Here is a 24972-nt window from a genome sequence, read left to right as displayed (position 1 = left end):
AAAAAAAATCTCCTCTACTTATAAACAGTTCACTAAAGATGTTTTATTTAAAAAATATGTGTTTTCCATAGACTCTATTTATTGTAATGCTTAGAATGCTTTCTTCAAAAGAAAATGCTTATTAAATAACAACGTACTTTACAATACTTTGTACTAATCCTACAATCCAAACAAGAAAATAACAAATTGTTAAAAGGATAAAGTATAAGCGCCATACCTTTTTAAATAAAGGAAGCACTTCAATTTCCTTTTTTGATCTCCAATCTATGTATGTAAAAATAATGGCGATTATAATTGCAATACTAAAAATGAATACATTCAAATTCATTCCCCAAAGACTTGTTAATGACAATGGAACCGAAAAAAAGAGCACAAAAGTTGTAACATCTGCAGAAAAACCAAAAGCTTTGGATTTAGTTATTTTTCTCTTCAGACAAATAAAATATGTAATAAGGAATAATATGATAGGAAATAAAATAACTGTACTAACTACATATTGTAATATTATTTTCACATTTTCTCACCGCTCTCCTCTAACGCCAATAATAGATGATATAGCGTTGATAGTATTGGTAAAGACTTCCCTCTACTCTCTGCTCTTTTAATGACAGCACCAACAATTGTTTTTACCTCAGTCGGTCGATTATGAAGTCGATCTGTTAGCATCGAAGAAGTATTTGACGCTGTTTGAGTACATAAGTTCTTAACATCTTGAAATAAGAAACGTTCCTTCTCTTCCGGGAAAGCCGTCATTAACTCGTTATATAAATCTTCTAGTAATTTTATCGAGTGAACATTCTCTAACAGTTCCCCATTCTTCACTTGAAGCAATGCTGTTAAAGGATTAATAAAACAATTTAATAATGCTTTTTCAAATAACATTTGTTCTGCATTTTCTTCTATTGTTATCGGAAAGCTTTTAATTTTCGCTTCTAAAGTATGTAATATGTCTTGATTCCCTCTCGCCTTTGCAAGTTTTAATACTCCTTGTCCGCGATGAGCAACCGTATAATGATTTATTTTTTCCGCTCCAAATTGGCAAGAGCCAAAAAGAAGCGTACTTTGCGGTAATTGTAGTGCTTCCCCATAATGAGCTAATCCATTTTGTATAAATAGAAGCGGGGTATCTTTATGTTGTTTTTCTAAAATTTTATAAATGTTTTGTAATTGATTATATTTAACTGCCACAATAATTAACGAATCTTGTGGTACTTTTGGAAGGTTATGTTGTATTTTAATGTGCTTTTGTCGAACTGAACCATCTATATTTTCACGAACTAATCCATTTTTTTTAAGTAGTAATGCTTGTTCAATTGTTCGAACAACAAGTGTAACGTCTTTAAATGATTCTGATAAAAAGCCTGCAAGTAACATTCCAACAGAACCCGCTCCGATAATTGTAATCTTCATTTAACCACCTACTCTTTAATACGAAAGTAAAGGTCTACCAGTTGAGGCAGACCTTGTCTTAAACTTCTTTCTATTATACTGGAAATACTGGATGTTTTCGATAAGGTAATGCAATTTGTTTACTTGAGTAGTAGTGTAAGCGATTTGATATTGTCTCCCGTAGATTTGACGGAGCCACAATATCATCGATGACCAATTCTGAAGCTAGCTTGTAAATATCAATCTCTTCTTTATATTCATCAATTTTTTCTTTTACAAAGTTTACTCTTTCTTTCACGTTTTTTATTTCTTCTATTTTATTTGAATACACTGCGTTAACTGCTGCTTCTGGACCCATAACAGCAATTTGCGCTGTTGGTAATGCAATGCAAACATCCGGTTCAAAAGCAGGACCACACATAGCGTATAATCCTGCTCCATACGCTTTTCTAACGATGACAGAAATTTTTGGAACCGTCGCACTACTCATAGCAGAAATAAATTTTGCCCCATGTCGAATAATGCCTGCCCGCTCAACTTTTGTACCAATCATAAAACCAGGAACATCTGCTAAAAATAATAGAGGTATGGAGTATGCATCACACAATTGGATAAATTTCGCTGCTTTATCTGAAGAGTCAACAAATAATACCCCACCCTTCACTTTAGGCTGGTTGGCAATAATACCTACAGTACGACCGGAAATTCTTGCAAGACCTGTTATTAATTCTGGGGCAAATAATTTTTTGATTTCAAAAAAGCTACCTTCATCTATTAATTGATCAATTAGTTCATACATATCGAAAGGAATATTTTGATTCTCCGGTATAATTTCTTCTAGTGTACGACCAATTACAGGTGATTTAGATTCTTTTGTTTTTGGCAATTCATTATAGTTTGCACCGAAATATGATAAATAGTTTCTGGCACATTCAATTGCCTGTTGCTCTGTCTGAACTAAAAGATCCCCACATCCACTTATTGTACAATGCATTTTTGCGCCGCCCATTTCTTCTAATGACACTTTTTCTCCAATTACTTTTTCAGCCATTCGAGGCGACCCTAAATACATCGATGCATTATTTTCAACCATTATGACGATATCACAAAATGCTGGTATATATGCTCCCCCCGCCGCGGATGGGCCAAATAATAGACAAATTTGTGGAATCACTCCACTTAATTTCACTTGATTATGAAATATTCGACCTGCACCACGTCTTCCAGGAAACATTTCTAGTTGATCTGTAATACGTGCACCTGCAGAATCGACTAAGTACAATAGTGGAACTTGTAGCTTTTCAGCAGTTTCTTGGATACGAATAATTTTCTCAACCGTTCTTTTTCCCCAAGATCCAGCTTTTACTGTCGAATCATTTGCCATTACACACACTTTTTGACCTTCAATTTTTCCAATTGCACATACTACACCATCTGCTGGTAAATCTTTTTCTACACAGTTTGCAAATCGACCATCTTCCTCGTATTCCCCATGATCAAAAAGTAGATTTAATCGGTCTCGGACAAATAATTTATTCTTTTCTTTTAATTGATCATGATATTTCCTAGATCCGCCAGCAAATATTTTTTCGGTATTTTCTGATAATTTTTCATTATATAATTTCATGCCAAGCTCTCCTCTTGTTTTGGCTATGTCCATTATGCAAATGTTATTAAAACATCATCTTCGTTTACAAAATCACCTTCAGAAACATGTATTTTAGAAACAACACCGTCCGATTCCGCTTCAAATGGAATTTCCATTTTCATCGACTCGATAATTATGACGGTTTGCCCAGCGGTTACCTGTTGCCCCTCTTTTACGAGCACTTCAAAAACTGTACCCGCCATCTGTGAACGTAATTCCTCCATCCATGACTCCCCTTTCATTAATAGAATGTAAAATTTCTATTAATGATACATTTTCTATTTTAAAAGATACATTGTTCATTTATTTTTGGTGTTCAAAAAAGCTTGAACCTTGCTGTAACCATTTTAAAATCTTTTCATGCTCCGTTTGTAATTCTCTATATTTTATTTCTAACTCATTGTAGGCTTCTGTTAATTCATCAAAACTATTTAGTGCCAATTTTAAATGGCTTCTCATTAATTGCTTTGGACGCTTTCTAACGCTATTTAACATTTGACCATACTGCTGACGCAAAGTTTTATTCCAACGAAATCCACATGCTTGTTTTGTACGATTTAATACACTTGCTGCTTCAGCAAAAGCTTCTAATTGTGTTTTTCCATTTTGAACAGCTTGAATAACGATTTCAGCTAGTCTTTCATCATCTTCGGTCGTCCATTGATCTTTACGTCTTTTTCCATCCATGATTATCACCTCACATTTTTTACTACTATATGCTCCTAAATAGAATAAATAGAAGCATTCAGTAGAAAAAGTAGGTTGTGACATATTAAAGTTCTTTCTAGCTTCAGAAACGTAATAATAATTTTCAGATTGACACCCTCTTGCAACATAAAAGAAAATGAATCTTTATGATTTGTGATTACTCTCCCATTTGAATTCTAGTGCATCCCAACAAAAAAACGTCCCATATAGAGACGTTAATTTAATAAGTTATTTAGACTTTGATTTACTTAGAAAAGAGTTTACAGCCTCATTATGGGCATCACTCTCCCAAAGTTTTGCACATAGCCGTATTTCTTCCATAACACGATTGTAAATATTTCTTTCTTTCCATTTGCGTAATTCAATTTCTTTATATGCTTGGTGAACAGAAGGATGTATTTTTCTCATATCGGCAATAAATTCTTCTAATGCCTGTTCTTTAGAACTATCAAAAACGCGCATTGCCCAACCTATTTCATGTAAAAGTTGTGCTTCATATACTTTTGCATCCACTAACATTTTTAAAGCTCGGTCGTGTCTTAACCCTCTTTCAAAGAGATAAGTTCCGCCTCCCCAGCCACTTGTAATTGCTAAAGTGCCTTGAATAAAACCACACTTTGCATGAGACGCAACTAAACGAAAATCACAAGCAGTTGCAATTTCACAACCACCACCAACCGCCGCTCCGTTGATTAGCGCAATTGTTGGCACACGTAATGTTGCTAAATCATATAGAATATTTCCCATCTTACTTAACATCCCAAAAGCTTGTTCTTCTGTTTGTAAGCTATGAAACTCTGATAAATCTCCACCTGAACAGAATGCTTTTTCCCCCGCACCTGTTACAACTAAAAATCGTACATCTTCATGTTCTTTTATGTATGTAATAACTTTTTTTAACCCTTCCATTACCTCGTCATTTACTGCATTTCTTTTTTCTTCACGATCAATTGTAAATGTTAATACCCCATCATTATTGTGAATTTGATAAGCCAATCTTTACATCCCCTTTTTGATTGCTATTTTAACATAATGAGTTGCCTTGTTTTAAATAGTATAGGACTTACATAATTTTGACAAGTAATCGAATAAAATATTAAAAAATTTTCCCTCAAAAAATAATAAAAGGCTATTAGAGAGCCATGGCCTCTCTAATAGCCTCAACTAGTAAATACTGAATTATTTACTAACTACTTCTTTACCTTTGTAGTGTCCACAAGCTTTACATACGTGGTGAGCTAAAGTTGCTTCTCCACAGTTTGGGCAAGCTACCATACCAGGTACAGATAATTTGAAATGCGTACGACGCTTTCTTTTTGCAGTTTTAGAAGTTCTTCTAAATGGTACAGCCATTATTGGCACCTCCTTACAGATTATCTATTCATCTGTTTGATCAAAATACTTAGCTAAATCAGCAAGTCTTGGATCCACTTTTGGTTCGTCATTTTCGTTTTGACGTGCAACATCATCTTCTGTTGAATAGCTCCAGCCTTTTCCGCCTTGTACTTGTCCTTCAGTATTTTCTTTAAATACTTGCATTGGAACTTCTAATAGCACAAGCTCTTCTAAAACTGGTTTTAAGTCGATTACTTCACCATCAATATAATGAATATCTTCTTCATCGTCATTACCACGAAGTTCAGGATCTATCCAGCTGAAAATTTCAACTGCATCGACTTTTATCGGGTATTCAACATCTTCCCAAGTGCGTGCACAAGGAAGGGTTAATGTTGCCGTCAGCGTAAACTGACAAGTCATTTGTGATGCACCGAAAGTACAGTGTCCTTTAACATGAACAGGTGAAATATGACGAATATCGCTATTTCGCTTCTTTACATCATCCAATTGTACTTCTGCATCTATCGGCATCCCATTTTGGCGATACTTCGATAATTGATGAATTGACCATTTCATTCATTAATCACCTCGAGACAACAATGTTGATTATATAATGTGTATTTTTAGATGTCAAGATATTTTCTTGTCACTATACAAATTAAAGAATATAATTTTTATAAATAGAACATGATTAGTAAATCTTAGTTCTCTTAAATCAGGTCTTTTAAAACAAAAACAGTGGCATTTCTAACAAAAGAAATATCTTATAAAAACATTTTAACCTATGGGGTGTAACAATGAAAGCAGTTGGTGTAATCGTAGAATATAATCCTTTTCACAATGGACACTTTTACCATATTAAAGAGTCAAAAAAAGAGACAGAAGCTGATATAACAATTGCCGTAATGAGTGGACAATTTTTACAGCGCGGAGAACCAGCTCTAGTAGATAAGTGGCACCGTACTAAGATGGCCCTTCTTAGTGGGATTGACATTGTTATTGAGCTTCCTTACGTGTTTTCAACTGGACATGCAACCCATTTTGCTGAAGGAGCAACACAGCTACTAGACGCCATTCAATGTGATTCTTTTGCTTTTGGAAGTGAGCAAGGTACGATACAACCATTCTTAAATACCTATTCATTATTAAAAAAATACGATGACGATTATAATGCCTTAATCAAACAATTTGTATCAACTGGGCTTAGTTATCCCCAAAGTTTATATATGGCATACGAAAAACTAAAAAAGCTAGAGGAGAAAGATTATATTGACCTTTCTCAACCAAATAATATTTTAGGTTATCATTATGTTGAAGCAGCTAGTCGATTAAATCTTTCTATAAAACCTGTAACAATACAGCGCATTAAAGCAGGTTACCACGATTCAATCTTTAAAGATTCGTCCATTGCAAGCGCTACAGGTATACGAAAGTCACTATTTGAATCATTAAGCTTAGATGAGATAAAAAATTACGTACCTACAACTACTTTTACTCAATTACAAGAATGGAAAGACAAGCATACTCAATTTGTCAATTGGGATACTTTCTGGCCTTTATTACGATATGCAATTATACGAAATACCCCAGAACAACTTACTCAATTTGCAGATGTTTCAGAAGGAATTGAACATGCATTAATGAAAGCAGCACGAAAAAGTCATTCATTCTCACAATTTATGACAACTTTAAAATCAAAACGCTATACATGGACAAGGCTGCAACGTATGATTACACACATTTATACTGGTATTACAAAAGATGCCCTACAGCAGTTTTCAAAACCAACCTATATCCGTTTATTAGGTATGACCAGTGACGGACAAAAATATTTATCCGAAAATAAAAAGGACTTCAAACTCCCTTTAATAAGCCGTGTCGCATCTACTAAGGATGCTATGCTGCAATTAGATCTCCGCGCAACAGAAATGTATGGACAAGGTTTAAATCTTGTAAGTAAAGATGCTCCCGCTGCGGATTACCAAACGCCACCTATTCGATTATGAGGAAGATTAGCTATTATCCTGATATTCATATTTAAAAGCGAGTACCGAACGAAATAATGCTCATTACTCGCTTTCTTTCATTTGCTAGCTATTTTTCTTTTAGGGATAATTTATTTAAATAATTAAGTGCATCATCAATCGTCTTAACAGGCACTATTTGCATATCTGTTTTAATTTTTTTAGCCGTTTCAACAGCAGCTTCATAATTTGATTGAATGTGAGGATTTACCTTCTTCATATTTTCCGTAATTTCATCATCCGGGGCAAAAAAGATTTCCATTCCATCTTCATGGGCTGCAACTACTTTCTTTTCAATCCCACCAATTCTACCAACTGACCCATCTTCATTCATTTCTCCTGTACCAGCGATTTTGTATCCTTTAGATAAGTCTTCATCAAGTAGTTGATTTAAAATTTCTAGTGTAAACATTAATCCTGCAGATGGTCCTCCAATATTTTCTGCATTCACTTTTACTTTAGGGTCTGTTTTAATTGATTTACTTTCCGAATATGTAACCCCGATTCCAATCCGCTTATGTTCCTCTCCAGGGATTTCTTTTAGCATAATCGTTTCATCTAGTAATTGTTCATTTCGATTTATCACTAACTTTACTTCTTCATTGATATTTTTTTTACTTATTATAGTACTTAATTCTTCAGCCCGATTAATTAGTTTCCCATCTATTTCAACAATTTCATCACCAGGATGCAACTTACCATCTGCTGCACCACCCGCTAGTACATTTAATACTGTGATCCCGTCGTACTCAATTGTATAAGGTAAATTTGCCTTCTTAAAAGCAACGAAAAGAGCGCTAAATTGCGAATCCGTCATTAATTTAAGTTGTCTAATACTATATTCTTCTTCATCCTCTTCTTCTTGACGGACTTCATCCATTTCAATAATTTCTTCAAACTCTCGTAAATAGGCAATCACATAGGTAAGAGGTGTCGCAGGAGCCATTGCAACTGTCATTAAGCTAAGAGACCCATTATCATCTTGGTCCCCGCCCTCAACGGTTACAAACTGGCTAACATCATAGGCACTTCCAGGTTTCATAATATAATAATCAAGTTTATAAAATGCTAAGAAAAAAACAATTAATAATGGAAGGACTACAGTGAATAGTGCCTTTTTCATTTTCTTATTGCACCTCCTGATGGAACAAATTGATAGACTAAAAATTTAAGGTAACGCATATATTAGTTTAGCATTAGAGGATTTGGAAAACAAAAATTTGAAAAGAGATGATGCTTATTCCACTACTATATTTATTCGTTTGTATCACCTTACTTTGTTTGTTATTGCTATTTCCTGGTGTCGCCCACGAAGGCACAGATTTAGGTATAGAATTATTTATGGAAGCTTTATTTCCATATTTATTACCGTACTTAATTTTAACTCAATGGTTTATACGTTTAACGCCTAATACAAACAATTCGTTATCACGATTTAAGTTATACTTTAAAACATATGGAATTAGCGCATTAGGAGGGTTTCCTACAGGGGCTGCAACAATTACTTATTTAAAAAAAAGTAAACAAATCTCCTTGAAAGAAGCAAACATCCTTTTAAGTATTTGTCATAGTCCAAGCCCTCTATTCGTACTCGGATTCGTTGGAAATGACTTGTTAAATGATACGACGTTTAGTTGGCAATATTTATTTTTGTACCATATTGTTTCCCTCATCATACTAGGCTGCTTCTATTTTTATTTTGGACAAGGGAAAAGTGAGACACTAAATTTTACTGACATCAAATCTACTAAACAACAAAACCCTTTTACTAGTAGTATTAAAGATAGTATTCCTACCGTATTAGTTGTAGGATCCACCATCATTTTCTTTACGACGATTTATACAGTTGTCATTCATTCAGTGAAAAGCTTTTTTCCAGAAATACATAATGGGATAATGCTCTCGTTAGCGGCAATGCTTGAAATGACAAACGGATTAAAAATTGGACAGGAAATGTTTAGTGGACAACCTACACTTTTATTAGTAATCCTTGCACTTTTTTTAACGAGCCAAAGTTTAAGTATTCATATGCAAGTTGCTGTAATCGCCAAGAGTGAGCAACTCTCATTAAAGCCCTATACAATTATGCGAATCTTTTATACCCTATTAATTCCATTATTATACTACTTAATTTTCCTTTAAAAAAAATGGACAAAATCAAATTTTCTGATTTTGTCCATTTTACTATTTATTAATAAATTTTTCTGAAAGCGCTTCTTCTACAATAGTTGGAACAAGGCCAGTTACAACCCCACCGTACTGAGCCACCTCTTTTACAATACTTGAACTAAGGAATGAATATTGATTTTTTGTCATAATAAAAAATGTTTCAATCGATTCATCTAAAAAACGATTCATAGAAGTGATTTGCATTTCATACTCAAAGTCAGAAATCGCTCTCAAGCCCCGTACAATCGCTTTAGCGTTTTTAGAGCGAGCATAATCAATAAGCAACCCAGAAGAACATTCAATGCGAATATTTGGTATATCCTTTGTTACTTTTCCAATTAACTCCACTCTTTCTTCTATCGTAAAAAGTGGGTTTTTTGAAGAATTATTTAAGACCGCTACATATACAAGATCAAATACATCTGCTGCCCGTTTGATAATATCTAGATGCCCGTTTGTTATCGGGTCAAAACTCCCTGGTACTACTGCAATTTTGTCTGACAACCGTTTCTCCCTCTTCCTTTTATCTATATATGGTTACGATATATAGAGATGATTGTTCCCCCATAAGTTTCCTGTCTTGTTAAAGAAAATGGACCATATTCTTTTGGTAGGTCAATTTCTTTCGCATGTTCACAAACGATAATTGCATCTTCAGTTAACTTGTCTGCCTCAATTAAAGCCGTAATTAAATTATAATATTCAACTTTGGCGTAAGGCGGGTCCATAAACAAGTAATTAATTTGCAAGTCTCTTTTTAGTAACCCTTTAATGGCTCTGTTTGCATCGGTTTTATATGTTTCAACAACCTCTTCATAGCGGCATTTTTTAATATTTTCTAATAAAGTTTGGTAAGCACGTCCATCCTTTTCAACAAAGATGCCGCGACTTGCTCCTCTACTTAAGGTTTCAATTCCTAATCCACCACTACCTGCAAAAAGGTCTAATACGATCCCACCATCAAAAAAAGGACCAATGATGTTGAAAATTGATTCTTTTACCTTGTCAGTCGTCGGTCTTGTAGTAGTTCCAGTAATTGCTTTTAAGGGCATTCCCTTTCGTTCACCTGCTACAACTCTCATGTCATCACCAAACCTTCTATTGTTGTGCTGTAGTAGATTTAATTGAAATTGAATCATCTTTTTTCTCAATTTCTACTGTAAATAATTTTTGCAACCACGTTTCTTCAATATACTGAATTCCACCAACTTCAACGATAGGCTTGGATACTGTATTGTATCTTCTTTCGTTATACACATAGAAACCATGATTTTCGGGGAATCGGAAATTACGTTCCTTATTGTAAACATAGTATCCATTATCTCCGTTACTTGTTTCATAACCTAAATGTTTTAAAATTGTATCGGCAGAATATAAAATTAACCCGTTTTTAAAAATCACATTAACATCTTTTTGTAAGTACGAATCTACCAATATCTCTCTATTATCATTAAATAAAAATGGGAACACTTCTTTTGCTGATTCGTTCATACTTAAATATTGTGTATGGATACCAAATACTTCTGATAATGCTTCATCTAAAATTTTGGCTGATATTTCTTTGCCCTTTAAATCTTTTAACATTTGAAGCCAGTTTGCTAATTGCTTATCTGTCATTTGATGAGTTAAAGTATTTACGATTTCGGTAGATTTATCTCCACCAATCGTAGTGCCTGCTAAAAATGAAGCGACCATCTCACTTAACCACAGTGGGCTATCATTAAATTTATATTGTGCTTTTGCTTGTGAAAGAATAACTTGGCGCTTTATAGAATTCATTGATAAATCCTTCAAAAATACAATGCGCTTTCCTTGAAGTTTTGAAATGTTTTCTCCTTCAACAATGGCAATATGATTTTCGTTTAACAAATTTAAATCTTTTATTTTCTTAATTAAGTCGTCCGATAACGGTTTCTTTGTATAAACCGATAAAACGTCAGCAGTTTTATGTAGATTTAATTTACCCGCATTCCAGTACAATTCTGAAACAGGACCTGTCCCACTAAACATCGAATAGTTAACAAGCGATAATGTTTGTTGACCAATTTTCGGCAATCCAGTAATCCATTGACCCTCAACATTTTTATCTGTAGAAATATGTACTGTTGAATATGTTACTTCACCTTTTTTTAAAGAGACAAAAATTTCTTTTAATAATTGATTAGATTTCAACTCATTATTTAGTGGTATTATGTAAGACAACGATTGGCTATGGTTGTCCCCTTTTTCAAACTTAGTTTTATCTTCACTTAAGCGTTTACAAGTATTTTCTGATTCAATAAAACAATCTGGGTTAATTGCTAGTTTCGGCCACTGAATATCAATCACTTGATTTGGCAAATTTTTAAAGTGATGTCTTATGTCTAAACTCCCGCTCCGATACGTAATATCAATTTCCTGCGTATAGGTAAAATCATCTACTTGAGTCTCGACTTTGTCCGAAAAGACTTGATATTGGAAAAAAAGCATACCACTTATGACTAAAACAAGTACTGCAAAAAAACTTATTGCATATTTCATGTGCCTAACCTCCTGCATCATGATACTATTATTTTGAAAGGAAGTGTGAATATTGATACAACAATTTATTGAACTCGGACAAGGTTATGGAGACGTTTATGAACTTTGTGAGCTCATTAAAACAAACGAAAAAAGATTCCATAATGCATTTATTTTCATTTCGAATAAAGGAGATAAACAAGTAGCTTCAATTGCTGCTACCTTTAAAGCAGCAGGTGAAGGTAAGTTTATGCCTATTTACATATGTCGTGAAGGTATTCCGTATACACCTGAAAAACCTTCCAAAAGACTTACGATTTTCGAAAATGCATTACATGAGATTGGTAGGAAAGCAATTCCAATGGAGGTCAAACATTCGACAGTATACTCCGAAACATCATTATATTATCAACATTTAATCGGAATCCTACGAATGAATCACTTTATACCACCAAAGCAATAATCCTTAATTTAGCTATAAGCCAACTTTATAATCGTACTCTTTTGCCTTATCTGGTTTTGCATTTTCAAATTCAGTTTTCAAGAACGGGCGAAACGATTCAACAACGTCTTTCACAAAAGGAAGGCGTTGTATTTTATTTATTGTCGATTCAATTTCATCCCGATTACAATAAATTAAAACATATTTTAACTTTCGCGAAATATAATGAACATGTCCGTATTTTCTTAAACCTTTTGCGTGTTTAAGTTGATGGACGTAAACAATAATTCCTTGTCGTTCTTGCATTTGTATTCCCTCATTTCTTACATAAAAGCATACCATATAGTTAATTTTGATAGCAACAGAGTTTAGCTGACACAAGGTAAGATTTTCCGTTATAATCATATTTAAAGTATGATAAAAAATATAAATTTGTTTTGAAATGAGAAAAGCCATTTTAGTTAACATAGTTAAGTTCCATTTAAGGAGGATCATAATGGGAAAGAAAACAAAAGTAGCTCTTGCAATCGCTGCTGCCAGTGCTGCAGCATGGGCTGGCAGTAAAGCCGTATCAAAGCCACAAAGAAGAGATGATAAAGAAGTTTTACAAACGCAGCAACCAATTGTTTTAGCACACCGTGGTGGTTCTCATTTGGCGCCTGAACATACAATGCTTGCATTTGAAAAGGCATTTACTTTAGGTGTTGATGGATTTGAAGTGGATATTCGATTAACAAAGGATGAAGAAATCATCGTATTCCATGACGAAACAGTAGATCGAACAAGTGATGGGGTAGGATTTGTAAAAGATTTGAACTTAGAAGAGTTAAAACAATTAAACTTTGGATATAACTTCCAAGACTTAGAAGGCAATTATCCGTATCAAGAAGAAAAAGTAGAAATCGTAACTTTAAAAGAACTATTCGAAACATATCCAAATACTTATATTAATATTGATATAAAAGATGGACCGGATACGTATGAAGGGAGCTTAATGCCTTCTAAACTTTGGAGATTAATTGAAGAATATAATGCAGAAAATCAAATTGTCGTAACAAGCTTCTTTAGCGAACAAGTGGACCGCTTTAATTTATACGCACAAAATCGAGTAGCATTAGGTGCAGGAGAAAATGATGTTAGAAAGGCATTTACTGCTTTCTCAAGTCAATTTGGCCATTTATATCATCCAAAAGTTGATGTTTTCCAAATTCCTATGAAGTCTGGTGTAGTTTCATTAGATTCTTCTAGATTCATTGCCTTCTTAGGAAAATTAAACATCCCAGTTCACTATTGGACAATTAACGATACTGATACAATGCGTCACTTACTAAATATCGGTGCAAAAGGAATCGTAACAGATCGCCCAGATATTGCAATTGAATGTATACAACAATATATCCAAGAGGAAGTACAATAAAGGCGAAAGTGGGAATTACCCATTTTCGCCTTTTTTTACATTTATGCAGAACATGAGCAACTCCCACCACTTCCACAACCAGAGCCACAAGATGAATCTGATGCAAAAAATGGATTACTTACAGGGACCTTAACCGCCTCTGATACCGATTTTCCGATGATTAAGCTAACCTCATCTAATAAATCTTGAAAATCGTTTTCAGCAATTTTTAAATTTGCTACTTGTTCGTTTAAATCTAATGCGCGTTTTTGCTCGCGTATTTTTTTCATTATTGTATGATAATCAGGATGGTACTTCCCAAATCGTTGTACATCCTCATATTGTTCTTTCATTTTTGTAAATGCATGAATCTGTTGCACTAAAGACTCATCACTATATACTTCTCTATAAGCATCGCGGTATTTTTGAGCTTGCTCAGAAGAAAGGATCATTTCACTTAATTGATCTGCTTCATCTATAATGAAGGCCCATTCTGATGTCATTATCATCATTACTTCCTCCAATCTAATACCATCATAACAGAAATTAAAGAATGTTTGTATTGGGAATACTTGATGATGTTAGTAATTACTCTACGCGATCGATTGTGCTTTGTTCTAACACTTGCCGAACACATTCAAAGTCGGAAAACTCAAATTGCTTTGAACCAATCGTTTGAGTTTTTTCATGGCCTTTTCCGGCAATTAAAATGGTATCTCCTTCTTTTGCTGAACGAATAGCTGTTTCAATTGCTTTTGCCCTATCAAGTATCATTTCATATTGTTGATTCGGTGTAAACCCTGCTGCAATTTGAGCATTAATAACTTCAGGATCCTCACTTCTTGGATTATCCATTGTTAAGTAAATCTTATTTGCAAATTTTGAGGCAACAGCTCCCATTTTCATTCGTTTATGCTTATCACGATCCCCACCACAACTAAAAACAACGATGAGGTCACCTTTTACTGTTTTCTTTAACGTTTGCAATACAGCTCTCAAAGCAGCTTCTGTATGTGCATAATCAATATAAATCGATAAACCTAGTTTATTTTTTATTTCTTCTAATCTTCCTTTAGGTAAATAAAGCTTTTCAACTGCCTCACAAATCGCTTCAATTGAAAAACCAAGTTCACTGACAGTACTTATTGCTGCAATCGTATTTTGTAGATGATGGTCCCCAACAAACGGAACTGAGAATACTTTTTGACCTTTATTACTTTGTAAACAACAAGTCGTTGTACTTAGACCTTCCGCTAGCATTTGTAATTGGTAATCAACCCGATTTCCTAGACCAAAGTAGGCTTTTTTCTTCTTTGCCTGTAATCCTACAGTACGACAGAATGAGTCATCACCATTTAAGACAAGTTGACTCGACAATGTAGCTAGTATTTGTTTAGCTGATTTATATTTGTCATAAGAGCCATGATCCTCTATATGATCTTCTGCTAAATTTAAAAACACGCCAACATCAATTGAACAATCATCTAGACGGTGTTTTGCTAATCCCATCGATGACGCTTCTAACACAACATATTGAACACCACGGCTAACGGCAATTTTTAATATTTTGTGTAGATGTTTTGGTTGTAAAGTTGTTAAATTTTCATAATCTAATTTAACTTCTACTCCGTTAATATAAATCCCGTTTGTTCCGATGACAATTACGTTTTTATGTAGTGCATATAGTAATTGACCAATGAAATGACTTACTGTTGTTTTTCCATTTGTCCCCGTTATCGCAATGACTTGCATTGCATCTGCTGGAAATTGATTCAATTTTGCTGCACTGAATGACATAAACTTCAAACAGTTTGGAACCCAAATAATAGGCACTGACAATTTCAACGTATCTAGTAATTTCTCGTCCTCTATTACTACGCCAACAGCACCATTTTCAATTGCTATATCCATATATTTTAATCCATCTGAGTTTTTTCCCTTTCTTACTACAAATAGATCACCTTTTTTTACTCCTTGCGCATAGTCCTCTATACCGAGCACTTCAACTCGTATTGAACCACCCTTAACAGTACACGGCCAATCTTTTAATAGTTCTGCTAGTTGCAAGTTGTCACTCCTTTTCCCTATATTATGCCTAGGGTCCATTCATGACACTAAAATCGTGCCGGCTTTTTCAAAAAGATTTATCCTTCAATAATTTTATAAGTACTTTACACTTCTAACTACTGATTGCTCACACTTCTGTATAGAAATAAAAGGTCAAAATAAAAACACCTTGAGGAATTAAAAATCCTTCCAGTGTTCTATATAAGGTATTTATTCAGCTTCCTCTTCAATCGGTTTTTGTAAGAAAATTTGTGTATAGTAATTAATAAATACACCCGATCCAACATGAGTAAACTCGTCATCTAACATATATTCTCGGTGGCTACTTGAATTTAACCACCCATGAGCAGCTTCAATCGAATCAAAGTAAGCTGTTGCAATATTTTCCTCCGTCTCATCATATAGAATATTTGCTTCGTCTAAACGATCCTTCAATGAACCTTTTGTTGGGGAGTCATGGGATAAATAATTTTGGCTATACATATCCTCACTATGCTGCATCGCTAATACAGATACTTGTGCATCAGGCTCAATTGTCGGTATATTATTTTGGACACGAAAAACGTTTAACAAATCAAACAATTGATTTGCACCAGCTTGATTACTCTCTTCTATTAAAAATGAAGTTGGGTTCGGTGGTGAAAGAAGTTCTCCTACAAAAGACATTTCATAAGGGCGATGCATCACTAACGACTTACTATCTGTAAACCGAACTCCACTTAATACCCCTCGTTCACTATCAATATATAATTGAGCAAATATATCATCAAATTTCGTTAAAATTCGAGTATTCATATCTTCTTCGCTTAAAGTAAATGTATATATGCTATCTCCAATATTAGCAACGATTTCAGAATTCACAATGGTCATTCTATAAATATCTGATAAAGATTGTCCTATTTTATAAGGTGATACATCGATATTTTGCCCACTCGTATAAACCTGTGTAATTAAATTTTTGTTCACCCCAAACATGACAAACTGTTCTGGATTTGTATTATAAATCCACCAATCGTAACCATATGGAGATGGGTCATATCTGCTTGGTTCTCCATACTTCTCTAATAGTATCTTACTTTTTTTTCCTATTAATGTGGATAGGCCTTCTTCAGGTCTTGGTAAAGCATCTTGCAGCACTTGTAGATCGCTTATCGTTTTCGGTATAATTTGAGATGTAGAATTTGGTCCTTCTAAAGGTTCATAATCACTATTCGAATTAGATGAATAATAGAAAATAATTGCTAGAAATGAAAGGACAATTAATATTCGAAAAAGAGTTTTCATGTCATTTCTATCCTTTCGTTTTTATGGTAATTATATCTTATTATATATTTGTTGACACAATGTTGCCATTGCAACTAAAGTTATTTTGCTCTATTATAAACATTGAGCCTATACTTTAAGTACGATTTTTCTAAAGGAGGATATATAAATGTATTTCGATAACAAAACTCTTGAAAATATAACTGCTGAACAAGAAGTCCTTGTAAGCGTTATGGAAAAAAACGGTTTGGAATGCCATGGTGCATGGGATTACGATCGCATGACTTTCGATAAACGTTTCGATCTAAAAGAAGGTCGCTATTATTTACGTGTATTCTGTAGTGCTATCTCTGGTGATGTTGGTAATAAAAGCGCAGTTTTAAAGATTGGTAAACCTGCACTTGGTAAATACTATTACCCACACGGAGTAGAATACGAGGATGAAGTATTCCCAAAACATTTAGTTAAAGAATGTGAACAAATTTTAGCTAATGCTAAAAAACAATTCGCAGATCTTGGATTAACTGCTGAAGAAACAGAAGTTGGAAAGAAAACAGTTAAAGCGTAATAGGCTTCTAGATTAATAGAGTAATATAATACTAAACTCATAGAATGTAGATAAAGTAATTTTCACTTTACCTACATTCTTTTTTCATTTGTAAAAATAACGAATTGGGTAATATATACAAAAAAAGACTACCGAAGCAATAGCTTCTGATAGTCTCTTAAATATAAAAATTAATATTGCTGACTTTGTTTTTTAGCTTGGAATTCTTTTAATGCATTTTCTGTAATTGCATCTTCGTTTGATTTTTCTTCTCTCCACCAACGAATAAAGACTTTATATAAAACGAAAGCAAATATAATTTCTTGGATAATTTTCATTAGTACCCCGCCCATTTGTTGATCTCTAATTGGGCTCATACTGTTGAAAATTTGAGGACCAGACAATGCTAAACCAGATAAAGTTGAAGTAGGTACACAAAGTTCCATTGCTTTTAACCATGTTTCACCATCTGTATATGTAGCATACATCGGATCAGGGCTAAAAATAATTAATGCACAAGCTGGGGTAATAACAATTGCATTTGCAATAATATATCCAATCTTATATAACCCTTTCATCTGTGGTTGACCCTCTACATCATGAATCAACGGCCAGTTCATAAAGAATGCTGAAAGAAACAAAATAAATGTAAATATTCCATGGAACGTTTCATCTAGTTTTATCGTATCAAATACAAGTGGTAAATGGTAAATAGAAAACATTAAAGCAAATACAAAAATTGCAACTACTGGTTGTCCAAAGATTTTAAATATGTTTCGGACAACAGGGGCTTCTACAACAACTTTCCACACCCACCAAGGAATACCTTTAATTAATAACATAGGGATTAATAGAAGTAGAAAAGCCATTTGCACCATATGATATGTGAACATAATATGAGACATTAAATCAATTGGCGATCCTTTAATAACGTAAATTAAAATCATTGCGAGAACAAAATAAATTGCCTCACTTTTCTTTAAAGGTTCACTTACTTTAAAATCTTTTCTCCAAACAACAGTAACTAAAAAATAAACTATAGTTAGAAAAATGATTACCCCTATTAAATACGGGCTCCATAATGCTTGAAAACCAAATATACTTAACGGCATCGTTCTAGCGCTCCTTTATTTCAATAGTCTCATTATAGAACGCTTACATAGTAACATCAATGGACGAACTATGACAATTAATTTAATTTATTCAAAATTATTATCCTGATATTTTGTTGATTGTTGGATTCAATAGCAAGTTAAATAACACCCCGCTGTAAACTTCAACAATTTCATAATTAAAAAAACACGCTTCTGAAGAAACTCCAGAAGCGTGCCTCTTGCAATAGATTACCACCAAACGACAGTAACAAATGCTAAGAATACAGGGAAGATAATCATTGCACCTGACCATACGTAAGTTGAAATAACTCCGATATGGTGACCATTTTTATCATCCATGTGCATGAAAGAATATAATTGTAGTACAACTTGAATTCCAGCTAGTAATAGAATAAACGGTTTAATTAAATATGGAGAAAAATCTGCTACTACTACTGCAAATGCTAGAAATGTTAAGAAAATCATGATGGCAAAATTAACAACTTGCTTTTTCATATGTACCGCATTGTGATGGCGGTCATATTCATATTGAGCTTTTGTTTTTGCTTGTACTTCAGTATGATGTCCCATATTATCCTAACACCCCCATTAAGTAAACTACAGTAAAGATGAATACCCATACTACGTCGATAAAGTGCCAATAAATTGACGCTGCGTAGAATTTTGGAGCATTGTATAAATTTAGACCACGTTTAGCGTTACGTACGATTAAACATGTAATCCAAACTAAACCAATGATAACGTGCAACCCGTGCGTACCTACTAAAGTAAAGAACGCAGAAGAGAATGCAGATTGTGTATACCCGAATCCAATGTGTACATAGTGATAAAACTCATAAATTTCAAGACCAAGGAAGCCAAGACCTAATAATACAGTAATTGCCATCCATGTAATAACGCCTTTAATATTATAGTTTTTCATATGATACATCGCGTATACAGATGTTAAAGATGATGTTAAAAGCAACATCGTCATGACAAATGCTAATGGTAATTCAAATAACGATTGTGTAGTGAACTCCATTCCAGCAGGACCTTTGTTTCTTAAAGAAAGATAAGTTGCAAATACGCTGGCAAATAATACGATATCACTACAAATAAAGATCCAAATACCTACGAATTTATTTTTCCCTTCAGCAGTTGCTTGTTCAGCGTGATTCGGCCAAGTTTGTGGGGTGAATTTAGTTTCTTCCATTACTTGTTACCCCCTTTTCCATAAAGACGTTCTTCAGTCGCAATAACTTCTTCAACATGTACATGGAAACCATGATCGTCTTTCACAGAACGTGTAATCATAGCTAATACAGTAATTCCTAAACCAATTACAATTACAGGAACTGACCATGAAACACCATCTGGATGATAAAGTGCACCAAATGCTGCAATAAATAAACCAATAGACATAATTAAAGGTAAGATTGAATTGTTTGGCATATGAATATCACCAAGTGGTTCTGCATATGTCATCATTTCTTTATTACCTTCTTGTTTTTCTAACCAACATGGGTCAAAACCACGAACAAGTGGAGTTTGTTTAAAGTTATAGAATGGAACTGGTAATTGGATTGACCATTCTAAAGAACGTCCATCGCCCCAGTAGTCTCTTCTATTAACTGGTGGAGTTTTGATAGATAGTAATACGTTGATTACTAATAAAACTACACCGACAGCCATCATAATCGCACCGATAGATGAAATATAGTTAAATAAATCCCAACCTTGGTCTGCTTGGAACGTGAATACACGACGTGGCATACCCATTAAACCTAAGAAATGTTGTAGGAAGAATGTTAAATGGAATCCGATAAAGAATACCCAGAAAGTTAAAACTCCTAATTTTTCACTTAAAGTACGGTTAAACATGATAGGCCAATAATAGTGCATTGAACCGAAAATAGCTGTTACGATACCACCAACGATTACGTAGTGGAAGTGAGCTACGATAAAGTAAGAATCATGTAATTGGTAGTCAAGTGGTGCAGTGGCCATCATAACCCCTGTTACCCCACCAGCTACGAATGATGGAATGAAGCCAAGAGCGTATAGCATTGGCACTGTAACTTTAATTGAACCGCCCCAAATAGTAAGGATCCAGTTAAATACTTTCATACCAGTTGGTACTGCAATCGCCATTGTAGCAATCGCGAAAATTGCGTTAGCAGTTGGTCCCATACCTACAGTAAACATGTGGTGAGCCCATACCATGAAACCTAAGAAACCAATTAAAATTGTTGCGAATACCATTGAAGAGTATCCGAATAAACGTTTACGAGCAAATACCGGAATAATTTCAGAGAATAAACCGAATGCAGGTAATACTAAGATATAAACTTCTGGGTGTCCGAAGATCCAGAATAAGTGTTCCCAAATAATTGTGTTACCACCCATTGTATGATCAAAGAAGTTTGCTCCGAACATACGGTCAACTAACATGAAGAATAAACCAACAGTTAGTGGAGGGAATGCGAATAAAATTAATGAACTTGAAATTAAAGTAGTCCAAGTAAATAAAGGCATACGCATGAACGTCATACCAGGTGCACGCATTGTAATAATTGTTACGATGAAGTTAATACCAGAAATTAACGTACCAGCACCAGAAATTTGTAAACCTAATACATAGAAATCAATACCATGTCCAGGTGAATATAAAGATAATGATGCGTAAGAAGTCCATCCAGCATCAGGTGCTCCACCCATAAAGAATGATAAGTGCATGAAAATAGCACCAAGGAAGAACAACCAGAATCCTAATGAGTTTAGGAATGGGAATGCTACGTCACGTGCACCAATTTGTAATGGTACAATCGCGTTCATAAATCCGAATAGCAATGGAGTCGCTGCTAAGAATAGCATTGTTGTTCCATGCATTGTTAATAATTCATTAAAAAGGCCGGCAGAAATAAAATCATTGTTTGGAACCATTAATTGAATACGCATTAATAGCGCTTCAAAACCAGCGATAGCAAAGAATAAAACCCCTGCGAATAAATACATAACGCCTAGTTTTTTATGGTCAACAGTTGTTAAATAATCCCACAAAACTGCTCCAAAGCCCTTTTTCTTTGAGACTGCGACAGAGCTCACAACTTTAACCTCCTTCAAGTGTTTCTAAAGTTCAAATTATTTTTCGACAGATAAACTCATAATATAGTCTGCAACTGCACTAATCTCTTCAGGAGATAATTCTGAGTACTTACCAGTCATTAAGTTACCTGGTTTGTATTCTTCAGGATTTGCAATCCAGCTTTCTAAGTTTTCTTTGTTATGTTCTAAAATACCAGCTACACGGTTACGATCTGCAAAAGTTGCTAAGTTTGGACCCATTGCTCCAGTAGATCCTACACCTGAAACTGCGTGACATCCTAAACAACTTTGAGCAAATGTAGCTTCACCTAAATCAGTTGAATCTACAGAAGCAGTTTGACCTTCAGTAGCTTGCATAGAAGCAACCCATGCGTCAAATTCTGCACGTTCTACAGTTTTAACTTTGAAATCCATTAATGCATGTGAAGGACCACATAACTCAGCACATTTACCATAGAATACACCGTCTTTTAATCCTTCAGATTCTTTACCAAACTCTAACCAGAATTTGTTAACGTTTTCTACGTTGTTATCCATTTTACCGCCGACAGCTGGAATCCAGAATGAGTGTTTAACGTCAGCAGCTTTTAAGTTAAAGTAAACTCTTTCACCTGTAGGAACTACAAGTTCTTGTGCAGTAACAATTCCTTGCTCTGGATATTCAAATTCCCACCAATATAATTTAGCAGTAACATTAACTGTTAAAGCTGTTTTGTTTCCTTCTTCATCAACTTCATCCATTGCTTTTACATCAGCAAATTTGTAAGTAGAAAGAATTGTTGGTACTGATAAGATTAATAATAAAACGATTGGAATCACTGCCCAAATAATTTCTAGAGTGTGACTTCCTTCTACTTGTTTTGGCATGTGTTTCTCGCCTAATTTTGAACGGCGGAACTTAGCAAAAGCGTATAAATAAAGGAATGAAACTACTACTACAACTAACGTCATAATTGAGATAGAGAAAATTAGTAAGTCAAACTGATCTTGTCCGACTTCACCCGCTGGTTTTAGTGTAGAAATATAATCTTCACCACTGCAGGCAGAAAGGAATACTGTTATTACCGCCAATAGCGAAAACAGACGCCATTTTTTTAGCCCTTTCATCATAGCTTAATAAAACCCCTCTTTCTTTGTTGTATTTACATGTGTAACTAGGACCTTCGTGTTTTGTTCAATTGGAATTCTTATAAATGTAAGTGGAATTCCATTTTCAACACAATTAATAGTATCACCTTTTTATACTATCTTTTATGTTAAAATTATGAACTTAAATAGTAGCCACCCTACATTCAATACAGTAAAGATTGTAAAAATACAAGTTCGGCTAATAGATAGTAGTACAAATTGCAAGGAATCCTAATTAATTTGCCCTAACCTTTTAATACAAGTAGTAGCATTGGTATTTTTTATCCACGATATTCTATGTATTATTAAATAGCAAGTGCTTTTTGAATATTGTGGTTGCTATACATAAAACAATACACAGAAATGTTTCATTACTACCCATAAAAAGTTAGTCTCGTAAAGGATTCTCAACTTACTATCAAAAACATCTCTTCTTTTAACCCATATTGAATATAGAATTTAATTACTATTATTCAAATAAGTCCGCACATGCCGGCAGTTTTCAAAATTGCCGTTTAAAACAAAATTTCACTTACAATAAAATCAAAAGAGAATTCCAAATGGGTACGTTACTTAAATTGCCGTGATATTATCAGCATACTTCCTTTGATTATTAATTGGATCGATATCTTAACCGATGTTATTAATCATTGCACCAGATCCACCGATAATTAACGCTGCTCCGAGCAATGTACAAATTATCAAATCGAGTTATTGTAAAGTTAAAATCAAACCGTTTATCAACAACAGAAATTGTTGGAAACACAATAATTAATTTCGATTTTACAATCCCAATCTTTATAAGTGCATGAAAGTCTTTTGAAGTATATAAAGCTGACCACACCTGCATCGCTTAAAGCACGTCCAATTGTTACTCGTCCCTTTCATTTTTGTAAGCATATTCCGCTAACAATAACTATATCGAAATTTGTCTGTGATTTCTAGACATTAAGTAAAATTTCGATGAAGTTTGCTGAATTTGCCCACTGTTAGCTAATTATAGAAGAACATATATATAGTAAAGCATTTTCACAAAAGATTTGTGAAAGTAAAAGCACGAATTTATGAACAATTTGTGAAAAACAAAAACCACCCGTAACCCATATCCCGTTTGAAGTTGTCTTTTAACTTTTTATTCGCTATCATAATAAAAGTTAGGACGCAAAATACACAGTTCTATAGATAAAAAGTAGGTGGCTAAGATCATGCAACAAAAGCAAAGTATACTATTAAAATTGATTGCTTTAGCTACAACCTTAGGAATGTTGTTTATTCTTTTAGGAGGAGCACTCGTTACGAAAACAGAAAGTGGTATGGGGTGTGGGCGTAACTGGCCTGATTGTAATGGTTCTCTTATTCCAAAAGAAATTACAACTGAGGTGTTGATTGAATTTTCACATCGTTTAGTTACTGGTTCAGTATCTATACTGGTTCTCTTATTAGTTATTTGGACATGGCGTAGTTTAGGACATATGCGCGAAGTGAAATTTTTAGGCTTTTTAGCAATCTTCTTCTTAATTGCCCAAGCATTAATTGGTGCAGCTCAAGTATTATGGGGACAAGGCGACTTTATCCTTGCACTACATTTTGGTATTTCATTAATATCTTTCGCATCAGTTTTATTATTATCAATGATTGTGTTTGAAGTTGATACAAAATTTGATGCTGACAAAGTATTTATCGACAAAAAGTTAAAATGGCATACAGTAGGTGTAACGTTATATTCTTACATCGTTGTTTATTCAGGTGCTTTAGTGCGCCATACACAATCTAGTTTAGTTTGTCCAGATTGGCCACTTTGTAATAATACAAATGGAATTGCACTACCAAGTAATATGTATGAGTGGGTACAAATGGGACACCGATTTGCTGTTCTTTTAATTTTTGTATGGATTACATACATAATGATACATGCAATTAAACATTATAAAAATCAACGTGTAATATATTGGGGATGGATTATCTCCTTCATCATTATCATTTTACAATCACTAACAGGAATGCTAAGTATCTTTACTAAATTAAACATAATGGTTTCTTTACTCCATTCATTGTTTATTACATTACTGTTTGGATTGTTCTGTTATATGATCATGCTCAATTATCGAAGTGGATTAAACGAAAGAAAATCTAAATAATAAAAAGGGAAGTG

Annotated in this window: 28 protein-coding genes; 7 read left to right on the top strand and 21 right to left on the bottom strand. The window is 34.0% G+C overall.

Annotated elements, in window-relative coordinates; translation table 11 throughout:
* Window positions 1–121 precede the first annotated feature (121 nt).
* From CRO00_RS02390 to CRO00_RS02355, 8 genes are all read right to left on the bottom strand, one after another.
* Window positions 122–514 carry a DUF3397 domain-containing protein gene (locus CRO00_RS02390; RefSeq protein WP_097072041.1) on the bottom strand — a complete coding sequence of 131 codons (393 nt, stop codon included), beginning with the start codon at window positions 512–514 and terminating at the stop codon, window positions 122–124.
* A complete protein-coding gene (locus CRO00_RS02385; protein WP_097072040.1) occupies window positions 511–1410 on the bottom strand; it encodes a ketopantoate reductase family protein in 900 nt (299 codons plus the stop codon). The genes CRO00_RS02390 and CRO00_RS02385 overlap by 4 nt, the downstream gene beginning before the upstream one ends.
* A gap of 73 nt (window positions 1411–1483) precedes the next feature.
* Window positions 1484–3016, bottom strand: a complete 1533-nt coding sequence (locus tag CRO00_RS02380) for an acyl-CoA carboxylase subunit beta (RefSeq protein WP_097072039.1) — start codon at window positions 3014–3016, stop codon at window positions 1484–1486.
* Between the two features lie 32 nt (window positions 3017–3048).
* A complete protein-coding gene (locus tag CRO00_RS02375) occupies window positions 3049–3261 on the bottom strand; it encodes an acetyl-CoA carboxylase biotin carboxyl carrier protein subunit (protein WP_097072038.1) in 213 nt (70 codons plus the stop codon).
* A 79-nt stretch (window positions 3262–3340) separates the two neighbouring features.
* Window positions 3341–3724 (bottom strand): transcriptional regulator, encoded by a 384-nt coding sequence (locus CRO00_RS02370; RefSeq protein WP_097072037.1) that lies wholly within the window; start codon window positions 3722–3724, stop codon window positions 3341–3343.
* Window positions 3725–3973: 249 nt separating this feature from the next.
* Window positions 3974–4741 (bottom strand): enoyl-CoA hydratase/isomerase family protein, encoded by a 768-nt coding sequence (locus tag CRO00_RS02365; RefSeq protein WP_097072036.1) that lies wholly within the window; start codon window positions 4739–4741, stop codon window positions 3974–3976.
* Window positions 4742–4924: 183 nt separating this feature from the next.
* On the bottom strand, window positions 4925–5098 hold the full coding sequence (rpmF, locus tag CRO00_RS02360) for a 50S ribosomal protein L32 (RefSeq protein ID WP_036202717.1): 174 nt from the start codon (window positions 5096–5098) through the stop codon (window positions 4925–4927).
* Between the two features lie 24 nt (window positions 5099–5122).
* On the bottom strand, window positions 5123–5659 hold the full coding sequence (locus CRO00_RS02355; RefSeq protein WP_097072035.1) for a YceD family protein: 537 nt from the start codon (window positions 5657–5659) through the stop codon (window positions 5123–5125).
* Between the two features lie 221 nt (window positions 5660–5880).
* Between CRO00_RS02355 and CRO00_RS02350 the strand changes: the two genes are divergently transcribed.
* Complete coding sequence (locus tag CRO00_RS02350; RefSeq protein ID WP_097072034.1) at window positions 5881–7089, top strand: nucleotidyltransferase; 1209 nt, start codon at window positions 5881–5883, stop codon at window positions 7087–7089.
* A gap of 88 nt (window positions 7090–7177) precedes the next feature.
* On the opposite strand, the gene CRO00_RS02345 is transcribed toward CRO00_RS02350, so the two are convergent.
* Window positions 7178–8230, bottom strand: a complete 1053-nt coding sequence (locus tag CRO00_RS02345; protein WP_097072033.1) for a SepM family pheromone-processing serine protease — start codon at window positions 8228–8230, stop codon at window positions 7178–7180.
* Window positions 8231–8388: 158 nt separating this feature from the next.
* Here CRO00_RS02345 and CRO00_RS02340 point away from each other — a divergent pair, with 158 nt between their 5' ends.
* Entirely contained in the window at window positions 8389–9249 is an 861-nt protein-coding gene (locus tag CRO00_RS02340; RefSeq protein ID WP_237658299.1) for a hypothetical protein, read from the top strand.
* 42 nt (window positions 9250–9291) lie between these two features.
* On the opposite strand, the gene coaD is transcribed toward CRO00_RS02340, so the two are convergent.
* From coaD to CRO00_RS02325, 3 genes are read right to left on the bottom strand one after another with little or no spacing between them, the layout of a single operon-like run.
* On the bottom strand, window positions 9292–9780 hold the full coding sequence (gene coaD, locus CRO00_RS02335) for a pantetheine-phosphate adenylyltransferase (RefSeq protein ID WP_097072032.1): 489 nt from the start codon (window positions 9778–9780) through the stop codon (window positions 9292–9294).
* A 23-nt stretch (window positions 9781–9803) separates the two neighbouring features.
* Entirely contained in the window at window positions 9804–10358 is a 555-nt protein-coding gene (gene rsmD / locus CRO00_RS02330; RefSeq protein WP_237658315.1) for a 16S rRNA (guanine(966)-N(2))-methyltransferase RsmD, read from the bottom strand.
* A gap of 16 nt (window positions 10359–10374) precedes the next feature.
* Window positions 10375–11796 carry an RNA polymerase II gene (locus CRO00_RS02325; protein WP_097072030.1) on the bottom strand — a complete coding sequence of 474 codons (1422 nt, stop codon included), beginning with the start codon at window positions 11794–11796 and terminating at the stop codon, window positions 10375–10377.
* Window positions 11797–11848: 52 nt separating this feature from the next.
* Between CRO00_RS02325 and CRO00_RS02320 the strand changes: the two genes are divergently transcribed.
* On the top strand, window positions 11849–12238 hold the full coding sequence (locus CRO00_RS02320) for a DUF7147 family protein (protein ID WP_097072029.1): 390 nt from the start codon (window positions 11849–11851) through the stop codon (window positions 12236–12238).
* A gap of 12 nt (window positions 12239–12250) precedes the next feature.
* On the opposite strand, the gene CRO00_RS02315 is transcribed toward CRO00_RS02320, so the two are convergent.
* On the bottom strand, window positions 12251–12523 hold the full coding sequence (locus tag CRO00_RS02315) for a YlbG family protein (protein WP_097072028.1): 273 nt from the start codon (window positions 12521–12523) through the stop codon (window positions 12251–12253).
* A 190-nt stretch (window positions 12524–12713) separates the two neighbouring features.
* On the opposite strand from CRO00_RS02315, the gene CRO00_RS02310 reads away from it, so the two are divergent.
* The gene (locus tag CRO00_RS02310; RefSeq protein WP_097072027.1) at window positions 12714–13634 is read left to right on the top strand and encodes a glycerophosphodiester phosphodiesterase family protein; all 921 of its coding nucleotides are present in this window, start codon (window positions 12714–12716) and stop codon (window positions 13632–13634) included.
* Window positions 13635–13675: 41 nt separating this feature from the next.
* Here CRO00_RS02310 and CRO00_RS02305 read toward each other — a convergent pair whose 3' ends face one another.
* The 3 genes from CRO00_RS02305 to CRO00_RS02295 form a co-directional block, all read right to left on the bottom strand.
* Complete coding sequence (locus CRO00_RS02305) at window positions 13676–14122, bottom strand: YlbF/YmcA family competence regulator (RefSeq protein WP_097072026.1); 447 nt, start codon at window positions 14120–14122, stop codon at window positions 13676–13678.
* Window positions 14123–14201: 79 nt separating this feature from the next.
* Window positions 14202–15680 carry a UDP-N-acetylmuramoyl-L-alanyl-D-glutamate--2,6-diaminopimelate ligase gene (locus tag CRO00_RS02300; RefSeq protein ID WP_097072025.1) on the bottom strand — a complete coding sequence of 493 codons (1479 nt, stop codon included), beginning with the start codon at window positions 15678–15680 and terminating at the stop codon, window positions 14202–14204.
* A gap of 210 nt (window positions 15681–15890) precedes the next feature.
* Entirely contained in the window at window positions 15891–16964 is a 1074-nt protein-coding gene (locus tag CRO00_RS02295) for a CAP domain-containing protein (protein ID WP_097072024.1), read from the bottom strand.
* Window positions 16965–17112: 148 nt separating this feature from the next.
* Between CRO00_RS02295 and CRO00_RS02290 the strand changes: the two genes are divergently transcribed.
* Window positions 17113–17511 (top strand): YugN family protein, encoded by a 399-nt coding sequence (locus CRO00_RS02290; protein ID WP_097072023.1) that lies wholly within the window; start codon window positions 17113–17115, stop codon window positions 17509–17511.
* A gap of 170 nt (window positions 17512–17681) precedes the next feature.
* Here the strand turns inward: CRO00_RS02290 and ctaG are convergent, their stop codons facing one another.
* The 5 genes from ctaG to coxB all read right to left on the bottom strand — a co-directional run bounded on the left by ctaG (window position 17682) and on the right by coxB (window position 22802).
* Window positions 17682–18602, bottom strand: a complete 921-nt coding sequence (gene ctaG / locus CRO00_RS02285) for a cytochrome c oxidase assembly factor CtaG (protein WP_097072022.1) — start codon at window positions 18600–18602, stop codon at window positions 17682–17684.
* 231 nt (window positions 18603–18833) lie between these two features.
* On the bottom strand, window positions 18834–19175 hold the full coding sequence (locus tag CRO00_RS02280; protein WP_097072021.1) for a cytochrome C oxidase subunit IV family protein: 342 nt from the start codon (window positions 19173–19175) through the stop codon (window positions 18834–18836).
* Window position 19176: 1 nt separating this feature from the next.
* On the bottom strand, window positions 19177–19800 hold the full coding sequence (locus CRO00_RS02275) for a cytochrome (ubi)quinol oxidase subunit III (protein ID WP_097072020.1): 624 nt from the start codon (window positions 19798–19800) through the stop codon (window positions 19177–19179).
* Window positions 19800–21692 (bottom strand): cbb3-type cytochrome c oxidase subunit I, encoded by a 1893-nt coding sequence (locus tag CRO00_RS02270; protein WP_097072019.1) that lies wholly within the window; start codon window positions 21690–21692, stop codon window positions 19800–19802. Before CRO00_RS02270 ends, CRO00_RS02275 begins: the two co-directional genes overlap by 1 nt.
* 36 nt (window positions 21693–21728) lie before the next feature.
* Entirely contained in the window at window positions 21729–22802 is a 1074-nt protein-coding gene (gene coxB, locus CRO00_RS02265) for a cytochrome c oxidase subunit II (protein ID WP_097072018.1), read from the bottom strand.
* Window positions 22803–23509: 707 nt separating this feature from the next.
* On the opposite strand from coxB, the gene CRO00_RS20515 reads away from it, so the two are divergent.
* Both CRO00_RS20515 and CRO00_RS02260 read left to right on the top strand, forming a co-directional pair.
* The gene (locus tag CRO00_RS20515; RefSeq protein WP_272914301.1) at window positions 23510–23632 is read left to right on the top strand and encodes a hypothetical protein; all 123 of its coding nucleotides are present in this window, start codon (window positions 23510–23512) and stop codon (window positions 23630–23632) included.
* Window positions 23633–24025: 393 nt separating this feature from the next.
* A complete protein-coding gene (locus CRO00_RS02260; RefSeq protein ID WP_097072017.1) occupies window positions 24026–24958 on the top strand; it encodes a COX15/CtaA family protein in 933 nt (310 codons plus the stop codon).
* The last annotated feature ends 14 nt before the right edge of the window (window positions 24959–24972 follow it).

It is taken from the genome of Ureibacillus xyleni (assembly GCF_900217795.1).
Taxonomy (GTDB): Bacteria; Bacillota; Bacilli; order Bacillales_A; family Planococcaceae; genus Ureibacillus; species Ureibacillus xyleni.
Note: the sequence above shows the minus strand (reverse complement) of the source record. Positions and strands in the feature narration are given on the sequence as shown.

Excerpts from the sequence above, each read along its gene's own strand:
- CRO00_RS02355 (WP_097072035.1), bottom strand. The coding sequence starts at position 5,659 with ATGAAATGGTCAATTCATCAATTATCGAAGTATCGCCAAAATGGGATG.
- CRO00_RS02295 (WP_097072024.1), bottom strand. The coding sequence starts at position 16,964 with ATGAAAACTCTTTTTCGAATATTAATTGTCCTTTCATTTCTAGCAATT.
- CRO00_RS02310 (WP_097072027.1), top strand. The coding sequence starts at position 12,714 with ATGGGAAAGAAAACAAAAGTAGCTCTTGCAATCGCTGCTGCCAGTGCT.
- CRO00_RS02385 (WP_097072040.1), bottom strand. The coding sequence starts at position 1,410 with ATGAAGATTACAATTATCGGAGCGGGTTCTGTTGGAATGTTACTTGCA.
- rsmD (WP_237658315.1), bottom strand. The coding sequence starts at position 10,358 with ATGAGAGTTGTAGCAGGTGAACGAAAGGGAATGCCCTTAAAAGCAATT.
- CRO00_RS02260 (WP_097072017.1), top strand. The coding sequence starts at position 24,026 with ATGCAACAAAAGCAAAGTATACTATTAAAATTGATTGCTTTAGCTACA.
- CRO00_RS02370 (WP_097072037.1), bottom strand. The coding sequence starts at position 3,724 with ATGGATGGAAAAAGACGTAAAGATCAATGGACGACCGAAGATGATGAA.
- CRO00_RS02350 (WP_097072034.1), top strand. The coding sequence starts at position 5,881 with ATGAAAGCAGTTGGTGTAATCGTAGAATATAATCCTTTTCACAATGGA.
- coxB (WP_097072018.1), bottom strand. The coding sequence starts at position 22,802 with ATGATGAAAGGGCTAAAAAAATGGCGTCTGTTTTCGCTATTGGCGGTA.
- CRO00_RS02325 (WP_097072030.1), bottom strand. The coding sequence starts at position 11,796 with ATGAAATATGCAATAAGTTTTTTTGCAGTACTTGTTTTAGTCATAAGT.
- CRO00_RS02280 (WP_097072021.1), bottom strand. The coding sequence starts at position 19,175 with ATGGGACATCATACTGAAGTACAAGCAAAAACAAAAGCTCAATATGAA.
- CRO00_RS02290 (WP_097072023.1), top strand. The coding sequence starts at position 17,113 with ATGTATTTCGATAACAAAACTCTTGAAAATATAACTGCTGAACAAGAA.
- ctaG (WP_097072022.1), bottom strand. The coding sequence starts at position 18,602 with ATGCCGTTAAGTATATTTGGTTTTCAAGCATTATGGAGCCCGTATTTA.
- CRO00_RS02305 (WP_097072026.1), bottom strand. The coding sequence starts at position 14,122 with ATGATAATGACATCAGAATGGGCCTTCATTATAGATGAAGCAGATCAA.
- CRO00_RS02315 (WP_097072028.1), bottom strand. The coding sequence starts at position 12,523 with ATGCAAGAACGACAAGGAATTATTGTTTACGTCCATCAACTTAAACAC.
- CRO00_RS02275 (WP_097072020.1), bottom strand. The coding sequence starts at position 19,800 with ATGGAAGAAACTAAATTCACCCCACAAACTTGGCCGAATCACGCTGAA.
- CRO00_RS02380 (WP_097072039.1), bottom strand. The coding sequence starts at position 3,016 with ATGAAATTATATAATGAAAAATTATCAGAAAATACCGAAAAAATATTT.
- CRO00_RS20515 (WP_272914301.1), top strand. The coding sequence starts at position 23,510 with ATGTACAAATTATCAAATCGAGTTATTGTAAAGTTAAAATCAAACCGT.
- rpmF (WP_036202717.1), bottom strand. The coding sequence starts at position 5,098 with ATGGCTGTACCATTTAGAAGAACTTCTAAAACTGCAAAAAGAAAGCGT.
- CRO00_RS02375 (WP_097072038.1), bottom strand. The coding sequence starts at position 3,261 with ATGGAGGAATTACGTTCACAGATGGCGGGTACAGTTTTTGAAGTGCTC.
- CRO00_RS02345 (WP_097072033.1), bottom strand. The coding sequence starts at position 8,230 with ATGAAAAAGGCACTATTCACTGTAGTCCTTCCATTATTAATTGTTTTT.